We start from the raw sequence: 23,132 nt of genomic DNA, 5'->3' as shown, positions 1-23,132 counted from the left end.
CATAGAAATAACTAGTATTCTTTATATATTTAAGGTAAAAACCCCATTAATAACGAGATGATAATAATGCTAATTTGTATTTAATGGTTTTTGGTAGGTTGTATGAGTAAAACGCTATGTGAATGGAAAAGAAAAGAAATCGAGAGCAAGCTCACTCAATTAACCGATATTGTCTCGCCTAGTCATTATTTGTGTAAAAAATGTGCTCGTACCGCAAATGACAAAAAATACCTTTGCAAAGGCATTAAACTGAAATAATCATTCGCATTTTCACTTCAAATTGTACCTCTACCATCAATTAAAGCCGTAATATGGCAAAGGAGTTTTAATGAGAGTGATTACGTTTTTTGCTTAATGCATAAATCCCCCTTCTCGTAACTTAAATTGTTATTTTTCTTCGAATTTCACGCTGTTCTGCTTGTATTTGAATACGTATTAAAGAACAATGCATGCATAATTTTTTTGAGGAGTTTCCCATATGCTAGCCCCAGAAATGGTAGAAAAGTTAAACGAACAGATTAACCTAGAATTTTATTCTTCAAACCTTTATTTACAAATGAGTGCATGGTGTGAAGATCGTGGTTTTGAAGGTGCGGCTGAGTTTTTAAGAAAACATGCGGTTGAAGAAATGGAGCACATGAATCGCCTTTTCACCTATGTAAGTGAAACGGGTGCATTGCCTATTTTAGGTGCCATTGAAGCCCCTCCTCACCATTTCGAATCTCTAGGGGACATTTTCCGTAACACCTATGAACATGAATGTTTGATCACAAAACGTATCAATGCGTTAACACACGTCGCTTTTACAACTCATGATTATTCAACATTTAACTTTTTGCAGTGGTATGTTGCAGAGCAGCATGAAGAAGAGAAACTGTTTAAAGGCATTTTAGACAAACTTGAGTTGGTTGGTGAAGATGGCAAATCGTTATTCTGGATCGACAAAGATCTTGCTGAACTCGCCAAGACGGGTAGTACGTCGATCATGGAAAGTGGCGCCCAGTAATACCAAATCGGCTAATTAAGGTAGCAAGTCATCGCTACCTTAAAAAAGCATTAGCAGCCCTTTGAGGATCTCAGTATTATTGAGTTTATATCGAAGTAGCTTCGATTTACCCACTCAATATATGGATTTTCTATATGTTCGTCGTAATATCAAGCGACAAAATATCTGATACCCACGCTTTTTTACTCAGCAATATATAGTTGTTACTAAAACTTGTGATTTGCCCACAATAATCATGACAAAAAGCTCGAAACTTGTCGCTGAGCTCTATTTCTCCGCGCTCAAATGAATAAAAGCCAATTTCAGGTTTCATGTTGTAGTCGTAGCGATAATAAAAACCCGCTGGTGTTGGATATATTTGTGTAATCGCACTCGGTGCAGTCAACAAGGTATGATCAGACCCGAATACAGTAATGCGACCTCCCGCTGCACTCAAGATGCGATCTTGATTATCTAAAAGTACGTTACTTGGTAACACCGACCCGATCACCACCGTATTTTGCTGTGTGTCTAAATCTACTTTGACGATTCTATCGGAGTGGGTTTTCTTATCTATAAATAATAAAGCATTTGACAGTCTCACCCATGCTTTAGGTAAGCCTATCACATCTGGAATAAATTCAATTGTGAATGTGCTTTCTTGTAAATGCACAATAAATGGCATGTTGTTTACGGCACTTGCGAAGCGCTTGCTGTCATGGTCCCATACCGGTGAAGCTAACGACAATGCCTTGTCACTATTTTCAAATACTAACCGTTCTCTGCCGCTCGCAATATCTTGGACGAATAATTGGGGAACACCACTTTTCATTGAAACATACGCCATATATTGTTCACTCGGTGAAAAAGCTGCCCCTTTATCGACAGTATTCGAATCAATTATTTTTTTTGGTGTCACTAATACGTCGAGTTGACTTGTTAAAATATCTTGATCTGACTGGCCTTCAATAAAATACAGCTTATTTTTAACCCCCTGAGGATAAATCAAAAAATTATAGCTTTTAAAATTAAGATCACTGACCTTACCCGTGAGAGTCAATAATTTTACCTGGCTCCCGTTACTCAGCAGCAACACGTCTTGATCAGCCAACCAAGTCATAAAATGCCAATTGTGATCAATTTTAGTAAGCTCTGATATCTGATGCGTTTTTATCTTGTATAACTGTACTTCTGATATAGATTGTTCGTCAAAACCAATCAGTGCTAGCCGCTGGTGATCAGGAGATAGTGCCAGTTTGTAAGGCTTAAAGTCGTCACGCGGTGCTAATAATTCAATAATCTTTCCTGATATCAAATTGTGCTGATATAAACTTACATTACGGCTATGTTCAGAAGCATTAAAATTGGCTAAATAATATAAGTTTTGCTTATTATCAATATGAAACAAGCTATTCCAACGAATATCTCTGCGAGCAAACAAAACTTCATTACTGACTGGCTTCGTTTGACTATTAAGTAACACCCGGCCAAATGTAACCCCTTGTGGTGAATTATAAGAATAAACCACGGCGTGGTTGTTAGTATCCCAAGCAAGGTAAGTATACTCGTGCATTTCTTCACTCAATTGCCAGCTTTGTTTCGTAATCAGGTCTTTCATTAACAATCGCCGCTGTGAGCTGCTTTGGCCATTTTGGATATAAGCCATAAATCGACCCTCAGCGCCTACCTGCATGTAACGTTCACTTTCGTCGCTTGCTGTAACTGGGGACAAATTTGACAACTGAATTGTTGGTTTTGACATTACACTGTCATACAACCACACACATAAACACACACAACAAAGCCCAGCAGCAGTTAAAATTGCCACGTTGGCACCTGCTTGTTTATTCTTTACCTGTTTTTGTACTGGTTGTTCTTTCTGAACATCAGCCGCTAGGCTATAACCGCGCTTAGGATGTGTTTTAATTACACTTTTATCATTATCAGACAGCGCTTGCCTTAATAAGGCTATGTTGCGTCTCACTGAATTAGGGCTATAAACCGAACGAGGCCAAACTCGTTCAAACAGGTATTCAGCCGAAAAGACATAGTGTGGCCTTTCAGCCAATATCAGTAGCAATGCCATGACTTTTGGCTCTAATATATATGAATGCCCGTTAACCATCACTTCGCCTGTGTTTGGATCTATCAAACACTCATTGATATACAAACGTTTACACGGTTTTATTGCTTGTAAGTCCATCACCATCTCTTTGTTATTTTTAGTTATTTATCTCTTAACGCTTTCTTAATACAAACTTATTAACTCATTCATCGCCTTTGTATTTTGATTTGAGGTAACAAATACCTAACAGGCTAATTAGCCATATTAAATCAACAAATATGAAAAGGAATACAAAGTAATGAGATATTTTTTACCATGGTTATTTTTTACCACATGTTTTCACTTCTCTGTGACAGCGCAGGAAGAATTAGACCACATGAAACTTGCCAGTACATTCTTAACTATTTTAAATAGTCAAGATATGAAGCAACTCGACGCATTTGTGGTTAACAACTTTTCGCCCGATGCATTATCACGCTGGGACGGAGCTGGCAAAGACCGATTCACAGGGTATTCGATAAACCAAGCGATGTTTCATGGCCATTTAGACATCATTTCATCCAAACTTAACAACAGCGACAACCAAATTCGATATGTTGGACAGTTATACTCCATGAATACCGATATGCAATATGAAATGGTTATCAATTTTAACCGTGCTCAAGCTCGTGCAATCACAGGATGGTACATCCGAGAAAACCCACAAACAGCGCCAAACTCAACGCCTTTAAATGAAGCTCAAGTCGTCTCGAAATTAACAACATATAGTAACAAATTGGCAAACAATGGGATTTTCTCCGGTACCATACTACTTGCAAAAGGTGAGCATGTGCTATTTACTGCCGCACATGGTCTTGCTTCTCATCGCTATGATGTGAAAAACCACCTAGATACCAAGTTTCAAATAGGCTCAATGAACAAAATGTTCACCAGCGTTGCTATTTTACAATTAGTAGAGCAAAACCGTTTATCTCTTGATGACCCACTCACAAAATTTGTAAACAAAGATCTGCTGGGAAAAGGTGACTTTAAAAAAATAAAAATTCGTCACTTACTCACACATACATCAGGCATTTCAGGTATGACTGGTTTTGAAGAAATACAAACAAAAGTACGCACTCTCCAACATATTCAGCCTTTATTAAAATCTATAGATACGACTTTCGAGCCTGCTAGCCAGTGGCAATATAGTAGTACTGGTATGGTACTGCTGGGTTATGTCATCGAAGCGGTTTCAGGCCAACGCTACTTCGACTACATCAACGACAATATTTATCACAAAGCCAATATGCTGAACAGCGGTAGTTTTGATCTAGACGTCCCCATTAAAAACACGGCACGCAATTACTGGTTCTCTGTTGAGACCGGCGCAATTACTGAAAACTTGATGTTCCAATCTGTTAAGGGTGATCCTGCAGGTGGGGGGTATTCGACTGTGAGAGATTTGCATAAATTCGCATTGGCATTACAACAAAATAAGCTATTAAGTAAAGATCTTACTCTCGCTGCAGTAACCGCAAAGCCAGCTCTAAATGCACCTAACTGGGGCTATGGGTTTTCAATAAGTAATAACGAAGGTAACACCATTGTCGGTCATAACGGTGCACATCTGGGTATGACAGCCCAGCTCAATATATACCAAGACAAGGGGTATATTTTGGTTGTATTGGGAAATTATCAAGCATCTGCGAGACCTGTGGTTGCAAAAGCAAATAAACTGATAGAGCGACTTTAACGTATTAGTTTTGAAAGAGTGAGCTGCTATTTGGCTCACTCTTTTGATATTGCCAAATGTTCAAATTATAAATAACAACTAAGGTACACACTTAATTTATTCATCTTTTGAGTCGTAAATTAGGTTCCATTCTTATGATGCTCTCCCCAAATTTTTTTATTCTGAAATGCGTAGAGGGCAGCTACAATATAAAAAGTGGTAATTACCCCAAAATTGAACAAGTCAAATTCACTACTCTCATACCACCCTAGGAGCTCATCAATGCTTGCAATAATAAATAGCACCTGCCAAAAAAAGCGCGTAAAGCAACGAATTCCTAATGAATAAAAAAGACATCCTGTTAAGAGCGTTGTAGTAATAAAGCTTCGTATGAACTGTATTGCATCCGGTAATTCAACAAAAAAAGAAAGATTCACATAAATATATAAATGTAAAATAAACCATGGTGTCCATAAAAGCCTGAATGACTTCCATTTAGTCAATTCCATTGAGTTCCTGTAGAATATTAATATAGTGCTGGTCTTGTTTATCAGTTCCCTTTGTTATCAACAATAGTAAAAAATACATGACGGCTACACTTGGCTTATAAATTAAATAAGTAAATTTAAGTTTTAAACTTAGCCTAGTCTTATCGACTTGCGCTTACGTATCAGGAATACCTGTCACTGAGTCTTGAGGATAATTCTGGCCGGAATTTATAGTAATAACTATTGATGGCTGACCGGTCTACACACATTCGTTTAAATGACTATAAACCTTTAAAATAAAGAAATAATTGTTCTGTACCTTGCCAATTTAATCGCTCTCTTCTTACGTTCACTCTAATTTAAAATGCAAAAGACCTTGAATATGAAACATACTCAAGGTCTTCAAGTTCTACAATCGCTCCGTGCGATCTGTTAGCTTTCTTTGCTGGTTCCGACTTCGACTCGCGTCTTCAGTTTTTGTCCAGGGCGGAAAGTAACAACGCGACGCGCAGAGATAGGAATGTCTTCACCCGTTTTCGGGTTTCTGCCAGGTCTCTCTTTTTTGTCACGAAGATCAAAGTTACCAAATCCAGAGAGCTTAACCTGCTCTCCTTTTTCGAGCGCTGAGCGGATTTCTTCAAAAAACGCTTCAACTAAGTCTTTGGCATCCTTTTTATTTATCCCCAATTTCTCAAATAGGTGTTCAGCTATGTCGGCTTTAGTAAGCGCCATATCTAGTCCCTCAACGTTGCATTAAATTGTTTGGCCAACTCGGCCACCACGTTGTCTACAACTTGATTGATATCTTTCTCTTCGAGCGTTCTATCAACCGCTTGTAATGTAAGAGCAATCGCCAAACTCTTAAAATCTGGCTCAATACCTTTGCCCTTATACACATCGAATAAGTTTAGGTCAACTAATTGATTTCCGCCAACTTTCTCGATGCTTTTTAAAATATCGCCTATTTTTACGTCATCTGCAACTAAAATAGCAATATCTCTGCGATTTGATGGAAATTTAGACACAATAACAGCTTCAGGCAGCTTTCTTGTCTCCAAAGCGGCTACTTCCACTTCAAATACATACGCCGTGCTATTTAAGCCTAGCGACTTTTGTAATTGTGGATGAACTGCGCCAATAAAGCCAACTTTTACATCATCAACATAAATTGCAGCTGACTGCCCTGGGTGTAACCCCTCACTTGCCTCAGCTTTAAAGCTAAAACGCGCTGTATCATTTGTCAGTGCAAGTAATGCTTCAACATCTCCTTTTACATCAAAGAAATCAGCAGGGCGAGAGTCAACTGACCAGTGCTCGTTGTGTGTATTACCAAAAACAACCCCCCCTAAAACTGCAACTTGCGCAACATCATTTTCAGCAGACTCATCTTTAATAAACTTTAAGCCATGCTCAAACAAGCGAATGCGTGATTGCTGACGATTTTGGTTATAAACAACTGCATTAATTAAACCTGGCATAAGGCTTACACGCATTGCCGACATTTCAACAGAAATTGGATGAGGCAACACTAATGCATCTGCGCTTGGATGCAGTAACTGCTGAACTTTAGGGTCCACAAAACTGTACGTAATGGCTTCTTGGAAGCCACGTGCCACTAATTCATTGCGAAAACGCGCTACTGGCAAATTAGCTTCAACATGCGTCGTCATTTTCAATGAAGCCGTTGGCGCCACATTTGGAATATTGTTATAACCAAATACGCGAGCCACTTCTTCAATTAAATCTTCTTCGATACGAATATCAAAACGGTAGCTAGGGACAACGGCTTGCCATGTATCATCGCTCACTGTTACGTCAAGGCCTAGACGCGTAAGAATGTCAGTGACTTTAGCGTCTTCAATGTGGTAACCAATCACGCGGTCTAGACGCGCGCGGCGCAACGTCACTGATTTAACCGCCGGCAAATCAACTTCTGATACAGCTTCAACCACAGGGCCCGCTTGTCCACCAACAATGCCTAATAGCAATGCCGTAGCACGCTCCATTGCATCATGTTGTAATGTATAATCAACGCCACGCTCATAGCGGTGAGACGCATCGGTGTGCAAGCCGTATTTACGCGCTTGTCCGGCAATTGCCAATGGTGAAAAGAAAGCACTTTCAAGTAAGATATCTTGAGTTCCCTCTTTAACGCCCGACGCTTCACCACCGAAAATACCCGCCATAGCGAGTGCTTTATTGTCATCTGCAATAAGTAGCGTTGAGGAGTGTAACTTAGCAGTATTACCATCTAATAAAACAAGCTCTTCATTTTCATTGGCATTACGTACTTTAATACCGCCGTCAATCGCACTTAAGTCAAACGCATGCATTGGGTGACCTAGCTCTAATAAAACGTAGTTAGTTACGTCAACAACAGGGTCAATTGAACGCACACCTGAACGACGCAAATTCTCAACCATCCAAAGTGGCGTTGTCGCATCAAGGTTAATACCTTTAATAACACGACCTAAATAACGCGGGCATGATGCACTGTTTACAAGTTCAATATCAATTTTGTCATCGATAGTTGGTTGGACAGGTGTGATCTCTACTTCAGTCACATCTAAAGAGTTCAAAACACCTACTTCACGTGCAAGGCCTTTAATGCCTAAACAATCACTGCGGTTTGCTGTCAAGTCAACATCAATGGTCACATCATCTAACGCGAAGTATTCACGAATACATTGACCAATCGGAGCATCACCGGGCAGCTCTAAAATACCGTCAGAACTTTCAGCCATGCCGAGCTCTTCAAACGCACACAACATGCCGTGTGAAGGTTGACCACGTAGCTTGGCTTTTTTAATTTTAAAATCACCTGGCAATACAGCGCCTACTTGTGCAACAGCGACTTTAATACCCGTACGGCAGTTTGCTGCACCACACACGATATCAAGCAGTTCCTCTTTGCCAACATTGATCTTTGTTACACGTAATTTATCTGCGTCAGGGTGTTGACCACATTCGACTACTTCACCAATTACAACCCCAGAGAAATCACCAGCAACCGCTTCTAAACCATCAACCTCTAAACCAGCCATAGACAGCTGTTCAGATAGAGCCTCAGTTTCAATGGCTGGATTAACCCACTCACGTAACCACTTTTCACTAAATTTCATATTTACTTCGCTCTTATCTGAATTGGTTTAGGAATTTTAAATCGTTTTCAAAGAATGCACGTAGGTCATTTACGCCATAACGCAGCATCGTTAGGCGCTCAACACCCATACCAAATGCAAACCCCGTATATTTCTCTGGATCAATACCAACAGAACGCAATACATTTGGATGTACCATGCCGCAACCTAGTACTTCTAGCCATTTGCCATTTTTACCCATCACATCTACCTCGGCCGAAGGCTCAGTAAATGGAAAGTAAGAAGGTCGAAAACGTATTTCCATATCTTCTTCAAAGAAGTTACGTAAAAAGTCGTGCAGAATCCCTTTCAATTCAGTAAAGCTCACATCTGTATCGACCATTAAGCCTTCTACTTGATGAAACATCGGTGTGTGAGTTTGGTCGTAATCGTTTCGATATACTCGACCTGGTGAGATAATACGTAGCGGCGGTTGCTCTGCTTCCATTGTACGTATTTGCACACCACTGGTTTGCGTACGCAATACCAATTTCGGATTAAAATAAAATGTATCATGATCAGCACGAGCAGGATGATGCTCAGGAATATTTAACGCATCAAAGTTATGAAAATCATCTTCGATTTCAGGACCTGACTTTACTTCAAAGCCTAGTTCACCGAAGAATGATTGAATTCGCTCTATCGTGCGAGTCACCGGATGTACACCACCTACAGGCATAACACGCCCAGGCAAAGTAACATCAATGGTTTCAGCCGCGAGTTTTTTTTCTAACGCTTGTTGCGTTAATAACTCACGCTTTTCATTGATCGCGTTTTGTACTTGAGTCTTCGCTTGGTTGATCACTGCACCAGCTTCTTTACGCTCTTCAGGCGCCAAAGTACCTAGTGTTTTTAATAGTCCTGTGATCTCACCTTTCTTTCCAAGATAGTTTACTCGGACGTCCTCAAGGTGCGCTATTTCACTTGCGCCAGCGACGGCTTCAAGCGCTTGCGCTAAAATATTCTCTAAGTTCATTCTATACCTGATCTTTATTGAGGTAACTTGCTGTGTGTTGACTAAGTATGATAACTGAAAGCATAGGTCAGATTCTAGCCCTAACAGGGCTCTGTTTGTCTTTCAGTCAGATTATTTTGAAATTTTATCAAAAAGTGGGGCTTTTCAAACAAATTCAAGCGCATTTATAATTATTGATAATCACAGTGGCTAAATAACACTCACAGTTGTAAAGTGGTTTTTATAAACGGAATAGTTAACTTTCGTTGTGCAGCCATGGAAGCGTGATCTAATTTATCTAACACGTCGAGTAATGCGCGCATATCTCTGCTCAGGCGTGTCAATAAAAAACGAGCACACTCATCAGTCAACTCTAGTCCCCGCATATTCGCACGTTTCACTAATGCTTCAGCTTTATCATCATCACTCATTGAACGTATTTGGAATGTGGTTCCCCACGCTAAGCGAGACTCTAAATCAGGGAGTGAGATATTCAACATACTCGGCGGTAAATCCGCAGTCACAACGAGGCTTTTTCCTGGCTCATTAAACCGGTTGTAAAAGTTAAAAAGTGCTTTTTCCCAACTTTCAATTCCGGCAACTAGATGCACATCATCAATACACACCACATCTAAATTTTCTAGTGAATCTAAAACCGCAGGACCAAAATCAATGACTTCTCTTAAACTGAGCAGAATAGTTGACAGTCCGAGTTCTTGAGCATGAATACAGGTTGCGTAAAGCAAGTGCGATTTCCCCGAATCAGCAAGACCGCACAAATAAGTAAAATGAAAACTGTTTTTAAGCGTCGCGAGCGTTGTTTTTAAGTGAGTAACTTCAAGTGAGGCTTCTCCGCCAAAATACGAGGCAAAGGTTTCATCATCTGGTAAGGTAACAGGCAACGCCATTTGCAATGGTTCAGTTCCCATTATGGTCCAACCCAGCTGTATTTTAAATTTTCGGCATCAGCCACTTGATAAAACGCTCGTGGATCTATATACACCGAAAATGCCTGCTCTAATTTTATGGCTTTGATTAAATCTTCGAGGCTTGAAGTATGTTCAACTTCAAACTTAACTTTATCTTTCGAGCGGTAAATAATGTCAACATCCGCCACTGTACTGATACTCTTCAATTGACGCTTTGCTCTTTCAATATGCGTGAAGCTCTCGAGTTTATCGATTGTAAAAATGGTGCTAGTTGTCGCATAAGACACCGCTGGGTCAATCACGTAATTGGCAACTAATACAGAAGACAAATCATTGATCATTTGTATGAGCACTTGTTGTTTATCACCCACCAGTTGATTTGACTCAAACAGCTCGGCATCAGTATATCGCCACTCTAACTGCCAGCGACTACTATGAGGCTGCTTGAACATACGTGCAGTGATCACCCGTTCAGCATTATATCGGATAGAAGCTTGCTCAACGGGTTCTGAAAAATTCCCCCAAACTTCAGCTATGCCAACACTGGCTCTATCTTGTAAATCTAATAGCGGAACCACAACTGGCACTCCCCACTCAGCCGCAGTATCATAAATTAAACGTCCAAGCTGCGGATAACGCTCTTGGGTCACAAATTCACGTTGTAAATCGTCTTCAATTGCTAACCAAATTGCTATCATAGGGCGTCGATTCCCCCAAAAGGGCAACTGTGCTGTGCGTACCAGATTTTCAACCTTATTTGCTTCAAATTTAATGCGAATTTTCAGCTCATCATCATCGTCATCTAGATTTAAATACTCATATTTCAACATGTAATCAGAGATTGAACGTTTTGCACGTGTGATTGACGGGTGATCTACAGTTTCATAGCGACCCGTCAATTTTTTAATCACGTTCATTAAGGCTTGTTGGCTCGCCTTAACACGTGTCGCACGGGTTTTATCAGACACAGCCAAAGTACTTTGATAAAGGTCAGTGACCTCAATGGCCAATATAGGGGCCGAAATAAATAAGCATACAAATAATAAAGCTCTGATTAACATAGCACTAACGACAAAGTCCTCTACATACTGCGATCCTAAAGCAAACGGTGAAAAAGTACAAAGGCCTATTCATACTCTTGGAAATGAATTTGATTCTTGCCTTTCTTTTTAGCCACATATAATGCTTCATCAGCAGCGTGTAACAACTCTTCAGCGTTAAATGCACGCGCATGATTGCCAGCAATACCGATACTGCAACCACATATCACGCGAGTGCTACTTTCCAATGTTACTGGGACTTGAATACTCTTTAATAATCGTTCACATACCTGAAAGAGTACTTGCTTTTCTAGTGGTTCTGTTATTACTACGACAAATTCATCACCACCTAGGCGAGAGACAATATCGTAGCCACGCAGCTCTTCTAGTAAACGCTTTGCCACCGCTAACAGCACAAGATCACCACTTTTATGACCATATTGATCATTAATTGGTTTAAAATCATCTAAATCTAAATAAAGTACGTACACCTCTACTGATAAACGTGAAGATTTTGCGGCCAATCGATTCAGTTCGCTAAACAAGTATTTCCGATTTGCTAACCCAGTCAAACTATCATGTAACGAATCGTATTCCAGTTGTTGCTGTAGCTCTTCACGCTTCGTTACCTCCTTTTTAAGCTCTTCCAAGCTATTTTGTAATTCTTTGGTTCGTTCTTCAACTCTATGTTCTAACTCACCTTGATAATTCTGCAACGTATGGTTCGCTTCTAATAAAGCTTGTTGATTATTAAACGCATCAAGCGCTGAAGAGATCACATGACTAATTGTGTAAAGTAGTTCAACAATAACACCTGAATATTCATTCTCTCGTCGATATGATTGAATAATGAACGCGCCTAAGAACGCATCTCGGTTCTGCAAAGGAAAACAAAGCCATTGCATTGGTAATGAACCTAGCACTTCAAGCGTGCCTTGGCTAATTAGCTGTTCAATATCATTGTAGCTAAAATTACATACTTCTTTTTTAGTTAACGCATAAGCAGTCAATGATTTTGCAATTTCGGCAACATCTAAGTTCTCAAGATCTTCTGCGCGTATGTCATCTTTGACATCATGAAAATATGGGAAGCTTAACAAGCCATCTTGTTTAAACAGCACCACATAGAAATTATCGGCATAGGTAATTTTCTGCAAAATACAATGAATATCAAGCAGGAACCGCTGAATCGAATCACTGGTATTCAAACATGCCACGATATCAGCCATGCTATCAATTACATTTTCACTATCTAATATTTGTTTTGCCATCATTTCCCTGTTTGATACATATATGGTGTAACTATTGTTAATATTAGCCAAAATAAATTACAGATCCATAACCAATTTAGTTGATATTTCTCTAACCAATAGAATTATAACCAATAAATATTTCACACTAGGTGAATACAATGTAAATATTAATAATTAAATTTCAAATAGAGTGACTAAACCTTGCCGCGGCCCTTTTTTATTTTTTTACACACCGCCATAGCAATAGCAATTTTTACAAGTTTATTCAGTGGGTTAAGGATAGCGACCATCAGCCACTCTGAATTGTTAGTGCTTGCGCCAATTCTACCTAGTGGCCATGTTCATTTTTGGCATATGTTAAGTACTTGTATAATCACTTTGACCACTATTTCTTATGTTTTTTATAAAAACAACGACATTACGCCAAACAAGTACACGTACTACCATACTTGGGTTAACCGATTTGGTTATTTTTCTGTACTTGGCTGTATCATCACGGGTTGGAGTGTCTATTTCAATATAACCCAATTTCAAACACAGACACTTCACCTGATATCCTCATTCTTAATTGGTTATTATTTACTACTTCATAGCTGGATATACTTCTTACAACTCGGTAAAAAGCTCATAAAAAGAGTGTTCTTCATCCCTCTAAAGCAACTGCCTTGGTTTCTTTCTATTGGGTTGAGTTTAGCCTCTATTGGTACATATCACATGGCACAAAATACACACATCAGCCTGAATGTAGTCCCAATTGGTGCCAATGTTTTGATGGAAATTGATGGGCTTGCCGATGAACCTATATGGCAAGAAGCACAAAGTATCAATGTCCATACCATTGGTGGTGCAAACTTTGTCGATGGGCAAACAACCGTGACCATTAAAGCCCTCAGCAATAAACACGAAACGTTCTTTTTATTTACGTGGGCAGATCCAACACATAGCCTTTCACATTTACCAATTGAAAAAGTCAGCACGGGTTGGAAAGTTGTCGAAAATGGCTTCTATGAATTTGATGAACAAAGTCATTATGAAGACAAATTTGCCGTGATGCTGTCTAAAACCTGTAATAGCGGCGCAGATGGTACTGCCCATTTAGGAAAAACCCCCTTTCAAGACAAACCCAGTAATTGGCACGGTAAGGGTTATCATGCCAGTGTCGATAACAAAGTACGTGACTTATGGCATTGGAAAGCAGTACGCACAAATGACATGATTTTGGCTGATGACAATTTTATTGGCCCTCCCACTAAAGTGCTATCTGGACAAAGACGCTACAGTGCTGGGTATTTGCCTGATGGCAAAGAGAGTGGTGCTTATGTAATGAACTGGCTTTGGTACAGCCCCAATGGGGTCATACCCAAAAGGCTACCAAAAGACGCCCTATACGAAGGTGATGTTATACCATGGTTTGGGTCTAAGCCATACAAGAAGGATGATGATCACTACCCTATAGGCACTCGCCTCCCCTCCGTCCTCTACCGCTCAAACCGCTTTGAAGGAGATAGAGCTGATGTCCGCGCTCGTGGTCAATGGAAGAATGGCCAGTGGACACTGGAACTCGTGCGAAAAAATATGACCCCCTCAGTCCATGATGTTGCCCTCGAACATGGTACCTGTATGTGAGTCTCAGCATTTGATCATAGTCAAATTGCACACACGCGTCATAACTTAGCCATTTCATTGAAGTATATATTATGAAAAACCGACTCTTAATATCCTTTTTATTGCTAAGCGTGATTGTTGGCTACTGTTTAATTGCATTACCTACCCAAAAAAACCATATGCACCCGCGCTATATAAAAATATCAGCCGAAGGCAAACCATTAAAGCCATGGCAAGGTCCTTGGGCATGCGTGTATGACAAAGAAAAACAATTACTATGGGAGATAAAAACCGACAACGAATCTATTCACGATGGATACTGGACCTATTCCTGGTATCAAAACCAGAAAGGCGTGGCGAATTTCGGCGATTGCTACTTTGAGCCAAATCGCTGTGATACTGCTGATTTACTTCGCCATACCAATGAAAACGGATTATGTGGTGTACAAACCTGGCGATTACCCAATAGTGAAGAATTAGCAAGCCTAGTAGAGCCTCCTAGCCGTCCCGGTAATACACATATTGCACACGATTTCTTTTTGCATATCCAGCATGGTGATTATTGGAGTTCAGAGCAAACTACCAAGCTATCTAAACATTTTAATCAATTTAAAGAAGGCGCTAAATCAGTCAACTTTCACACTGGGACGAGCATGACTTTACCGTATCGTAATGCTGCATTTGTCATGCTCGTAAGCTCAGTTACAGATTTACCTACCTCGCAGGTAAGCGGTCGCGAAGCGTTAATTACAACACCAAAGGAAATAAATAAATGAACAGATCTATTTTGGCCCTAATGATAGGACTAACACTTGCCAGCAGTTCGGTGCATGCAGGTAGCCAATATCATCGTCTCGTATGGGATGCCAACCCCAGCCAGCAAGCAACCATTGGTTTCTCACCCACAAGTGGGAGTAACCATTATGTAAAATATGGGCTCTCAACCAATGAACAAACTTGGCAGGATAAGTCAGTTTTAGCATCGCATACATTTGCAAGTAGTTTACAAAGTCAGTTTGTCACCCTTACGGGGCTACCTGAAAATAGTAACGTTTATTATCGTGTATGCGACAGTGAAGGGTGTGGTGAACGTTTATGGTTTAAAACGGCCCCAACTACCAGTAGTGGCTTTACTGTTGTTGCCGGTGGCGACACCAGAACAGGTTGGACGAACCGACGCAAAGGAAATGAACTCATTGCCAAAATAAGGCCTTTGTTTATTATGCATGGAGGTGATTACACCAATGCAAACTCGTCATCTGAGATGAAAGAATACTTAAAAGATTGGCAGCTGACTTTTTCAACCGACCAAATTGACGGCATTAGTTACAAACGTATCTACCCTTTTGTCGCAACACATGGAAACCATGAAGACGACAATTATAAAACACTTTGTCAGGTATTTGGTATTGACTTTAACCAAGATGGTAGTTGCACGAGCTCAGATACCTATGGCGCATTTAATGTTAGTCAATTACTGCGCGTATACACCCTGAATAGTCAGTACAAAAACAGTGGTTGGTCAAGCTATACAACGGCCATGAATAATTGGCTAACACAAGATTTAACCGCACGAGGAAGTAGCGCGAAATGGCGAGTCGGTCAATATCATAAGCCAATGTATCCGCATTATTCTGGTAAATCTGACAACACCATATTGCACACTTGGTGGGCGCAAAATTTTTATGATAAAAAAATGAACTTGGTTGTCGAGTCTGATACACATATCAACAAAATTACCCAAGCACTAAAACCTTCTGGCAATAACTTTGTTAAAACCACTACGGGCGGCACTGTTTATGTTGGTGAGGGTAGTTGGGGAGCCCCTGCACGTTCTGCCAACGACCCTAAGTCTTGGACTATTGACCTTGCTAGTATTCAACAATTCAAAGTCATGAGTGTGACCAGTAGCAACTTAACCGTGAGAACGGCACAGTTTGACAGTACAGCCAGTACGTTGAGCAAAGCACAGCGTGATGCCGATCCTCTCGCACTCCCTGCAAACATCAATTGGTGGTATGCAAGCGGGTTAGGAGAAGATTTAGTGCTCAAGCAAAGCGCTTCCGGTTTAAGTATCATTGATAATATGACAGATCCTGTAGATCCTCCAACAGCAGAGACACCACTAACGAATAATACCCCTTTAAATGGTCTAAACGGTAACAAAGGCGGACAAGCATACTATGTATTAGATGTTCCAACTGGAGTAAAAACACTTTCGTTCAAAACATCAGGGGGGACAGGTGATGCTGATACGTATGTTAAGTTTGCCAACAAGCCCACCTCTACAAGCTATGATTGTCGACCATACAAATCTGGCAACAATGAGACATGCGAAATTTCAAGCATTCAAGCAGGTAAGTATTATGTTATGTTGTCAGGCTATGCACCTTATGCAAATGTAACTTTGGTTGCTAGCTATGACTCAAGTGCCACTCCGCCAGATAATGGTGGTTCCCAGCAATGGCCAAACCTTGGAGCTGATAAAGGTCAGTGGATATATAAAACCCTTACTCTACCTACTGGTGTTACTACACTTACTGTAGATTCCGCAGCGGGCAGTGGAGATGCCGATCTCTATGTTCGTTTTGGCAGTAAACCCACAACGTCAAGTTATGACTGCAGACCCTACAAAGAGGGTAATACTGAAAGCTGTGTATTATCTAACCCACAGGCCGGCGAATGGCACATAGCACTTCGTGCTTACAGCACGTTTAGTGGTGTGAATGTGGCTGCAAACTACTAAACGCCTCAACTGCCCCTTGTTATCACGCAATTTACACATACAATAGCTACGATAAGATGATAAGGGGTAATTTTATGGAATTTTTACACACTATGGTTCGCGTGCAAGATTTAGACGCATCAATGCATTTTTATTGCGATTTACTGGGCCTAGTTGAAGTCAAACGTTACGACAGCGAAAAAGGTCGATTTTCATTAATATACCTTGCCGCGCCAGGGCAATTAGAAGAAGCAAAAACAACATTCACTCCCACTATAGAGTTAACCTATAACTGGGATCCTGAGCAATACACAAGTGGCAGAAACTTTGGTCATCTGGCTTTTTCTGTTGATGATATTTATAACACGTGTACGAAGTTAATGAACGCGGGAGTCTTAATTAATCGCCCTCCTCGCTGCGGACATATGGCGTTTGTTCAATCTCCAGATGGTATATCAATTGAGTTGCTACAAAAAGGCGAAGCTTTGCCCGCTCAAGAACCATGGCAATCGATGCAAAATACGGGCAGCTGGTAACGTCAGCAAAATAGTAATAAATCATCAGTCAAATACGACGACATATAAACACTGACTAACACAGAGAAAGTTTCAATATGTCGTTATTTTACATAGGTAAACTTTAACGTAGTTAATCGTCATTGTACTCCTAGGATCATCACCGCATTAATAACGTTGGTATAATAACTAACCTCAGCTCTGGATAAGCGAATTTGCCCAATAAAGCTATTTTTCTCACTCTCGGCGTTGCTTTCATTTGTAATAGCCCGCTTTTACTGCATAAAAGCGCCTTGATATTGAACAAAATACCATCATTGGATTGTACGTAAGCTTGTTTTCAACAACATTGTCTATTCCAAAGCCCTTATCCAAACCTGAGGTTAACTAGTTTGAATTTTCAGTGTATTTGTACCGGTATAATAAACGGTAAAAGTTACTTTTGAACACCTATACTGGTTAAACTAAGGTGCCATGAAGCATACTAACGCCACTGAACCAACCTTGTTCAATCCCTAACTGCAACACACCAATCACAAACATCGAGCACGTTTGCTCATCATCAAATTCTCCAACAATAGATTGGCACACCATACTAAACGGCATACCATCTGCGATGCTTTTTAGACATAACCATTGCTTTTTATCTAGAGGATGAAATCCAGTTCGATGATCTGTCCCTCGTGCTATCAGCCAATAATGCGGCTCATGAATATCAGCCAATGGCGGCGTCTTTTTTTCTTTTAATGCTCGCCAACTTTCTACACTTGGGTAGGCACATTTAAAAAAATAGACACTAGGATGCAACTGTAGCACCATATTTGGCCACTGATTAATTTCAATGGCCTGTAATTGCGGCCACCGTAACAATGATGCGTCACCACTATCAAACGAGTTCAATAAAATACGTTCAAATTCAGCGATCTCCGCTAAAATCCCATGTTCTGAAAATGGTGGGGTAATGCGTAAAAATTCTGGTAACCGTTCCCCAAACTGTCTTAGCGAGCGTGATTGTGAAGGGTAATAGTTGATGTACCCATCCATCATTGCTTCAAACAGCTCATCACCTAAATAAAACCCTAATGTTTCATGGTCTTGCTCTAAAACACCACGAAGTCTGATCCGATAAGCACTTTGATAAATCTCCAAGCGCTGGCAAACCTCTAACGGTGCCTGATCAACGATATTATTTGCTAAGCTATTATTTCCATTATGAAGCAGCGTAATAAAAGCATGCTGCAGAGTCGCTAAGTCACTCATATTACCCCCAATGTGTTCGGGTTAACGCTTTTGCATGTTCTAATTCAGCTAGCAATTCCGCTAATGGTGGGAAGTTATCATCACGCTCTATCATTGTACTCACGGCTGAAACTTGTTGACTAAACTCTGAAAATAAAGACCATACAGCGTCACAAATAGGCTCATCATGTGTATCAATAATATGGCTATCAAAATCTTGATGTCCAGCTAAATGTATTTGCGCGATACTTTCTTTTGGTATCGCATTGAGGTAATCCATCGCTGAAAAGCTATGATTTCTCGCACTTACATATACGTTATTAATATCTAATAGAAACTGACAGCCTGTTTGTTTATGCAATTGTGCCAAAAATTCCCACTCTGTCATATGGGATTGTTTGTAAGTTAGATAGCTCGACACATTTTCAAATATCATCGGCCTTTCTAAATAATCTTGCACTTGTGATATACGCTGAGTTAAATGATTTAATGCTTCTTCCGTGTAAGGCATCGGTAATAAATCGTGACTATTGAAATCACCTAATGCGCTAAAACACAAGTGATCCGATACCCAAGCTGGGTTAACCCGTGCGATGGTTCGCTTTAACTGTTTCAAATAGTCAGTATTAATGTCATCGGTGCTACCTATCGACATCGACACACCATGCATAACAATGGGGTATTGCTCTTTTATTTGTGATAAGTAGTACCAAGGTTTGCCACCTGATACAAAATAGTTTTCTGAAATGATTTCAAACCAGTCGATCGCTGGCCGCTCTGAGATTATTTGTTCGAAGTAACATGTACGTAACCCCATCCCAAAGCCTAAATACGGTACTGACATAGACTTCCTACATAAAAAGGCCATCCATAGCCTAAGTGGACTAATTGTTAGGGGCTATTGATCTTTTAGGTTCATTTTTGCAGCAGCTTGATTGGATTTAATACAAGGCAGAGGCTGCGTAGCATGGTTATTCCATGTAAGTCAGCCGATAACATAGTAGAAAAGCCAATCAAGCGCTGCCTACCGGTTCTTTTGAGCACCCCTTTCTCTTTGTTGCTTAATATTCGCTTAGATCACTAGGCCACATATTAAGCGCCGCGATAAAAGCATGCTCAAAGAGAACAAAAATAGAACAGCAAAGATCAACAGCCCCTAGTTATTAACTCTTTACTTTACCACCGATGTCACCACAAGATTTCGCTGGCATTGATACAAAACCCGTACCTTTACAAGATGCATGCCCAGCACAAGCATTGCTCGCGGTTTTACAGTCATTATGGCCACCACAAATATTTACATCATGACAATGTACCAATGCTGCTTTGGCTATTTCACCGACCCACGCATCTTTCGTTTTACCGCCTACATCACCACATGCTTTTTTCGGCATTGCAACAAACCCTGTACCTTTACATGACGCTTGCCCTGCACAGGCATTACTTGCTGTTTTGCAGTCATTATGACCACCACACACGTTTACATCATAACAATGAACAAGATCGGTCGAACTTGCACTCGCAGCAGTATTGGCTGCGGTTGAGCTTGCTGATGAATTTGCAGTATTTGTACTATTACAACCAACCAACCCGGCAACCATCATTGCCATTGCTGCGCCTGTAAGTGCTTTCATGTGAATTTCCTCTTAATGTTATTAGCCTGTTAGTTGACCCAATAAAGCGAAGATCTATTTCAGTGTAGGTGAGGTTTTTATTTTTGCCGTGTTATAAATTTAAAAAAAGGTGGCACTGCCACCTTTTTTACAAGCACTTAGTTAGAATAATCGACCTAACAGCCCCCTTCATCATAAGTCACTTTTATTGTTGTGCCGGCACTAGTTCCTGATACCTTGAAATAACCCCAATACTGCGACTGACCGTTGAGATTAATACATTCTACATTGCCGACATTATTTGAACTTGCATCAACATTTACATCGTTGGGCCATCCAGAATTACTATATTCCAGCGCAATATCACCTGTACCATGTGCTGTTTCTATTTTAATTTGAGTGTGACCACTTACATCTTCCATACTAAACCACATCGGTGCCTGATTGCCTAAACACACAGCCTCTCCTGAAATAAGACGGCCACTGGTTACCGCCCCTTGTGTTTGACATGTATCTGGTAATGCCACTGCTGCTTGCTCGAAATCTGCCAATAAGCGCACATCTGCGTAACTATTATAACCACGAACCATCACGTGATAGATCCCTGCCTCGGGCGTTGCAATATCACATTGCTCAGTACTGCCGCCTTTATAAGGACGACAATCATATTCAGCCAATGTTGGCTTGCTGCCAAAGCGAACATAAAGATCCGCATCTCCCGTACCTTCTCCAGTCGACACTTGCAAATTAGTCGCACCAACAGGCACGTCAATAGTGTAATAGCTCAACTCATCTTGTGCTCCAGAAATGGTTAATGGTATCCCTTTACGTAAAACTGGCTCCGAGGTGTCACCACCTGTGATAATCGCACTTGATGTTACAACGCTACTCGCCCCATTATTATCGGTAACAGTCAAGCTCACCACATAATCCCCTGCATTCGCATAACGATGAATTGGGTTGGCTGTATTGCTTTGTGTGCCATCACCAAACTGCCATAAATACGTTACTATATCACCATCTGGATCGCTGCTACCTTGACTCGAGAACTGTATATCTGCATTGATCAGACCTTGATACGGGCCATTAATAACTCCGATAGGTACATCATTGACTGTGCCACTGGCTAATTCTTGTGTCCAAGCAGTAAATTCACTTGCATATTGGCTTGACCAGCTTGAAAGCAATGTTTTGTACCCTTGCCAATCACCAACTCGGGTACGGGCTAACATAGCGTTTAGTTCATCATTATGGCGTTCAAACATAAATCGTACTGCTAAATAACCCCACCGATATATCCTATCTTGGTCAAATCCGGCATACGTGGTCGCAAACACTTGCTCCAGTGAATAGGTCGACCCATCTTTTATCGTATCAATTGCCGCTTGGTTATCATTTAAGTTGGCAATGTACTCTGCCACGCCCTCACTCCACCATACAATTGCTTCTGTTGGTGCATTAAAATCACCATATAAGTCAAATCGACCATCTAAATAATGAACATATTCATGCTCTAAATTCCAAACATAGTGATCTGGCTTTGCATACGTCGCTTCATATGCAATAAAGTTTGCCTGATTGCCAACTTTACTGGGATCTCCTTCTAAATACATGCCGCCATTATTAGTCTCTATTTTAAAGATAGCTTTGGCATATTTTCTATAATCATCGCTGCTATTAAAAATATTAACTTGCAAAAAAGTATTATTGTCATCTGCTACTGGTGTTTGATTTGTTTCTAAACGTGTGTGAAAACGCACTTCTTCTGTTGCCATTGTGCTACACGCAGACACATGTTGGGCAGGCGTCATATCTTGCGACCGAATCCTAACTGTATCACTACACTGATACGTTTGTGATAGCGCCTGTGCAGTGAGTTGAGTTTCAAATCCGCATAATACGTTGCCACATCAGCGGCATTTAACCAAATAGCATCGCCATAGCCAAAGCTTTTATACGTTGAAAAAAGCTGAATTAAGGCCGTATCAACATGAGTTTGAATTGGGGTATCCTTATACGCTTTTAGCCTTGCGAGCTCCCCAGCAGCATTAACCATTAGGTATTCAGCGTCAGCACCGACTAACCAAGTTTTTTTTGTGAACTCACTTAATAGTTGCACAAGTTGAGTATCTGATTTCACAAGCGCTTTAAAGTTATCGTTCCACTGCCCCCGATATAAAACCGTAAAAATACCATTGATTGCGCGATGCATATTCCGCACATTGGCATAACTTTGATCAAAACGTGTTAACCACTGCTTGATTACAGGTAAATACACATCTTGTTGTTGAGAGCTATCCATAGTGGTGATAACTTCTTTTAATACTTGACCATGCGCGTCATTACTACCATAGAAGTGGCTATTATTAACAAATGCATCTATCGCACCTTTTACGGCCGGCTTTAACCAAGCTGCAAACTGCACGTTATCGTTATAAAACTCTACATAAAATCCTGCGCGAATAAATAAGAATAATGATTCTAACTCATTACTACCTTGCCCGTTATAACTGGTTGCCATCAATTTTGCTTGATTAGCAGCTGCGAACATTTTATCTGACGTAAACACTTGTTGCTGTATAGAGGCATTCGCATTAAAAAGTTCATTAATACATGTGCTGCCTTGATTTCTTATTTCGATGAGTAGCTGTGTTGAGTTCGCGGATCCCAATGCGTTAAGATCACACGCCATCGCGACTTGAACTGTAGTGCTTAACCTTTTGACCTGGTTAAAGTCAGAAAGCTGCACTGATACTGCACTCGGTGCTCTCTCGTTTTCTAGGGGCACATGGTGGCCATGATGCGTTGTATTAACAAACTCAGAAGTGTGAGGTTTGAATGAACGGTGTGACTCTTCATTATGTGC

General features: G+C 40.5%; 19 protein-coding genes and 1 pseudogene. 6 read left to right on the top strand and 14 right to left on the bottom strand.

Translation table 11 applies throughout. The features are described from left to right. The first annotated feature begins 478 nt into the window (after positions 1 to 478). Positions 479 to 1,006, top strand: coding sequence for a non-heme ferritin (gene ftnA, locus J8L97_RS06310; protein ID WP_192506953.1), 528 nt, complete (start codon positions 479 to 481; stop codon positions 1,004 to 1,006). A gap of 130 nt (positions 1,007 to 1,136) precedes the next feature. Here the strand turns inward: ftnA and J8L97_RS06305 are convergent, their stop codons facing one another. Then, a complete protein-coding gene (locus tag J8L97_RS06305; RefSeq protein WP_211048277.1) occupies positions 1,137 to 3,188 on the bottom strand; it encodes a winged helix-turn-helix domain-containing protein in 2,052 nt (683 codons plus the stop codon). Between the two features lie 160 nt (positions 3,189 to 3,348). On the opposite strand from J8L97_RS06305, the gene J8L97_RS06300 reads away from it, so the two are divergent. Beyond that, the gene (locus J8L97_RS06300; protein WP_211048276.1) at positions 3,349 to 4,785 is read left to right on the top strand and encodes a serine hydrolase; all 1,437 of its coding nucleotides are present in this window, start codon (positions 3,349 to 3,351) and stop codon (positions 4,783 to 4,785) included. A 119-nt stretch (positions 4,786 to 4,904) separates the two neighbouring features. On the opposite strand, the gene J8L97_RS06295 is transcribed toward J8L97_RS06300, so the two are convergent. From J8L97_RS06295 to J8L97_RS06265, 7 genes are all read right to left on the bottom strand, one after another. After that, a complete protein-coding gene (locus tag J8L97_RS06295) occupies positions 4,905 to 5,273 on the bottom strand; it encodes a hypothetical protein (RefSeq protein WP_211048275.1) in 369 nt (122 codons plus the stop codon). A 411-nt stretch (positions 5,274 to 5,684) separates the two neighbouring features. Further along, entirely contained in the window at positions 5,685 to 5,984 is a 300-nt protein-coding gene (gene ihfA, locus J8L97_RS06290; protein WP_010362644.1) for an integration host factor subunit alpha, read from the bottom strand. Between the two features lie 2 nt (positions 5,985 to 5,986). Then, positions 5,987 to 8,374: a phenylalanine--tRNA ligase subunit beta gene (gene pheT / locus J8L97_RS06285; RefSeq protein ID WP_211048274.1), complete on the bottom strand. Its 2,388-nt coding sequence runs from the start codon at positions 8,372 to 8,374 to the stop codon at positions 5,987 to 5,989. 13 nt (positions 8,375 to 8,387) lie between these two features. Then, the gene (gene pheS / locus J8L97_RS06280) at positions 8,388 to 9,368 is read right to left on the bottom strand and encodes a phenylalanine--tRNA ligase subunit alpha (protein WP_210996167.1); all 981 of its coding nucleotides are present in this window, start codon (positions 9,366 to 9,368) and stop codon (positions 8,388 to 8,390) included. A gap of 200 nt (positions 9,369 to 9,568) precedes the next feature. Then, a complete protein-coding gene (gene hda, locus J8L97_RS06275; protein ID WP_247682490.1) occupies positions 9,569 to 10,276 on the bottom strand; it encodes a DnaA regulatory inactivator Hda in 708 nt (235 codons plus the stop codon). Continuing rightward, the gene (locus J8L97_RS06270; RefSeq protein WP_210996168.1) at positions 10,276 to 11,337 is read right to left on the bottom strand and encodes a DUF2066 domain-containing protein; all 1,062 of its coding nucleotides are present in this window, start codon (positions 11,335 to 11,337) and stop codon (positions 10,276 to 10,278) included. Before J8L97_RS06270 ends, hda begins: the two co-directional genes overlap by 1 nt. 65 nt (positions 11,338 to 11,402) lie before the next feature. Next, positions 11,403 to 12,587 carry a GGDEF domain-containing protein gene (locus J8L97_RS06265; RefSeq protein ID WP_211048273.1) on the bottom strand — a complete coding sequence of 395 codons (1,185 nt, stop codon included), beginning with the start codon at positions 12,585 to 12,587 and terminating at the stop codon, positions 11,403 to 11,405. Positions 12,588 to 12,947: 360 nt separating this feature from the next. Between J8L97_RS06265 and J8L97_RS06260 the strand changes: the two genes are divergently transcribed. The 4 genes from J8L97_RS06260 (at position 12,948) to J8L97_RS06245 (ending at position 17,435) form a co-directional block, all read left to right on the top strand. After that, positions 12,948 to 14,195, top strand: coding sequence for an ethylbenzene dehydrogenase-related protein (locus tag J8L97_RS06260; protein ID WP_247688553.1), 1,248 nt, complete (start codon positions 12,948 to 12,950; stop codon positions 14,193 to 14,195). 71 nt (positions 14,196 to 14,266) lie between these two features. Continuing rightward, positions 14,267 to 14,950 carry a DUF1566 domain-containing protein gene (locus tag J8L97_RS06255; protein WP_211048272.1) on the top strand — a complete coding sequence of 228 codons (684 nt, stop codon included), beginning with the start codon at positions 14,267 to 14,269 and terminating at the stop codon, positions 14,948 to 14,950. Beyond that, entirely contained in the window at positions 14,947 to 16,920 is a 1,974-nt protein-coding gene (locus J8L97_RS06250) for a pre-peptidase C-terminal domain-containing protein (protein WP_211048271.1), read from the top strand. The genes J8L97_RS06255 and J8L97_RS06250 overlap by 4 nt, the downstream gene beginning before the upstream one ends. 74 nt (positions 16,921 to 16,994) lie before the next feature. Continuing rightward, positions 16,995 to 17,435 carry a VOC family protein gene (locus J8L97_RS06245; RefSeq protein ID WP_210996172.1) on the top strand — a complete coding sequence of 147 codons (441 nt, stop codon included), beginning with the start codon at positions 16,995 to 16,997 and terminating at the stop codon, positions 17,433 to 17,435. Positions 17,436 to 17,873: 438 nt separating this feature from the next. On the opposite strand, the gene J8L97_RS06240 is transcribed toward J8L97_RS06245, so the two are convergent. From J8L97_RS06240 to J8L97_RS23415, 6 genes and pseudogenes are all read right to left on the bottom strand, one after another. Next, positions 17,874 to 18,674 (bottom strand): DNA-binding domain-containing protein, encoded by an 801-nt coding sequence (locus J8L97_RS06240; RefSeq protein ID WP_211048270.1) that lies wholly within the window; start codon positions 18,672 to 18,674, stop codon positions 17,874 to 17,876. Position 18,675: 1 nt separating this feature from the next. Continuing rightward, on the bottom strand, positions 18,676 to 19,497 hold the full coding sequence (locus tag J8L97_RS06235; RefSeq protein WP_211048269.1) for a DUF692 domain-containing protein: 822 nt from the start codon (positions 19,495 to 19,497) through the stop codon (positions 18,676 to 18,678). A gap of 319 nt (positions 19,498 to 19,816) precedes the next feature. Further along, positions 19,817 to 20,287, bottom strand: a complete 471-nt coding sequence (locus tag J8L97_RS06230) for a hypothetical protein (protein ID WP_211048268.1) — start codon at positions 20,285 to 20,287, stop codon at positions 19,817 to 19,819. A 155-nt stretch (positions 20,288 to 20,442) separates the two neighbouring features. Continuing rightward, positions 20,443 to 20,688 (bottom strand): PPC domain-containing protein, encoded by a 246-nt coding sequence (locus tag J8L97_RS24045; protein ID WP_409455153.1) that lies wholly within the window; start codon positions 20,686 to 20,688, stop codon positions 20,443 to 20,445. Between the two features lie 216 nt (positions 20,689 to 20,904). Continuing rightward, a pseudogene (locus J8L97_RS23420) lies at positions 20,905 to 22,104 on the bottom strand (collagenase); the annotation flags it as partial. Further along, positions 22,074 to 22,958 carry a M9 family metallopeptidase N-terminal domain-containing protein gene (locus tag J8L97_RS23415; protein ID WP_247688556.1) on the bottom strand — a complete coding sequence of 295 codons (885 nt, stop codon included), beginning with the start codon at positions 22,956 to 22,958 and terminating at the stop codon, positions 22,074 to 22,076. The gene J8L97_RS23415 and the pseudogene J8L97_RS23420, both read right to left, overlap by 31 nt. Between the last annotated feature and the right edge of the window lie 174 nt (positions 22,959 to 23,132).

This window comes from Pseudoalteromonas sp. MMG012 (genome assembly GCF_018100875.1).
GTDB lineage: Bacteria > Pseudomonadota > Gammaproteobacteria > Enterobacterales > Alteromonadaceae > Pseudoalteromonas > Pseudoalteromonas aurantia.
Note: the sequence above shows the minus strand (reverse complement) of the source record. Positions and strands in the feature narration are given on the sequence as shown.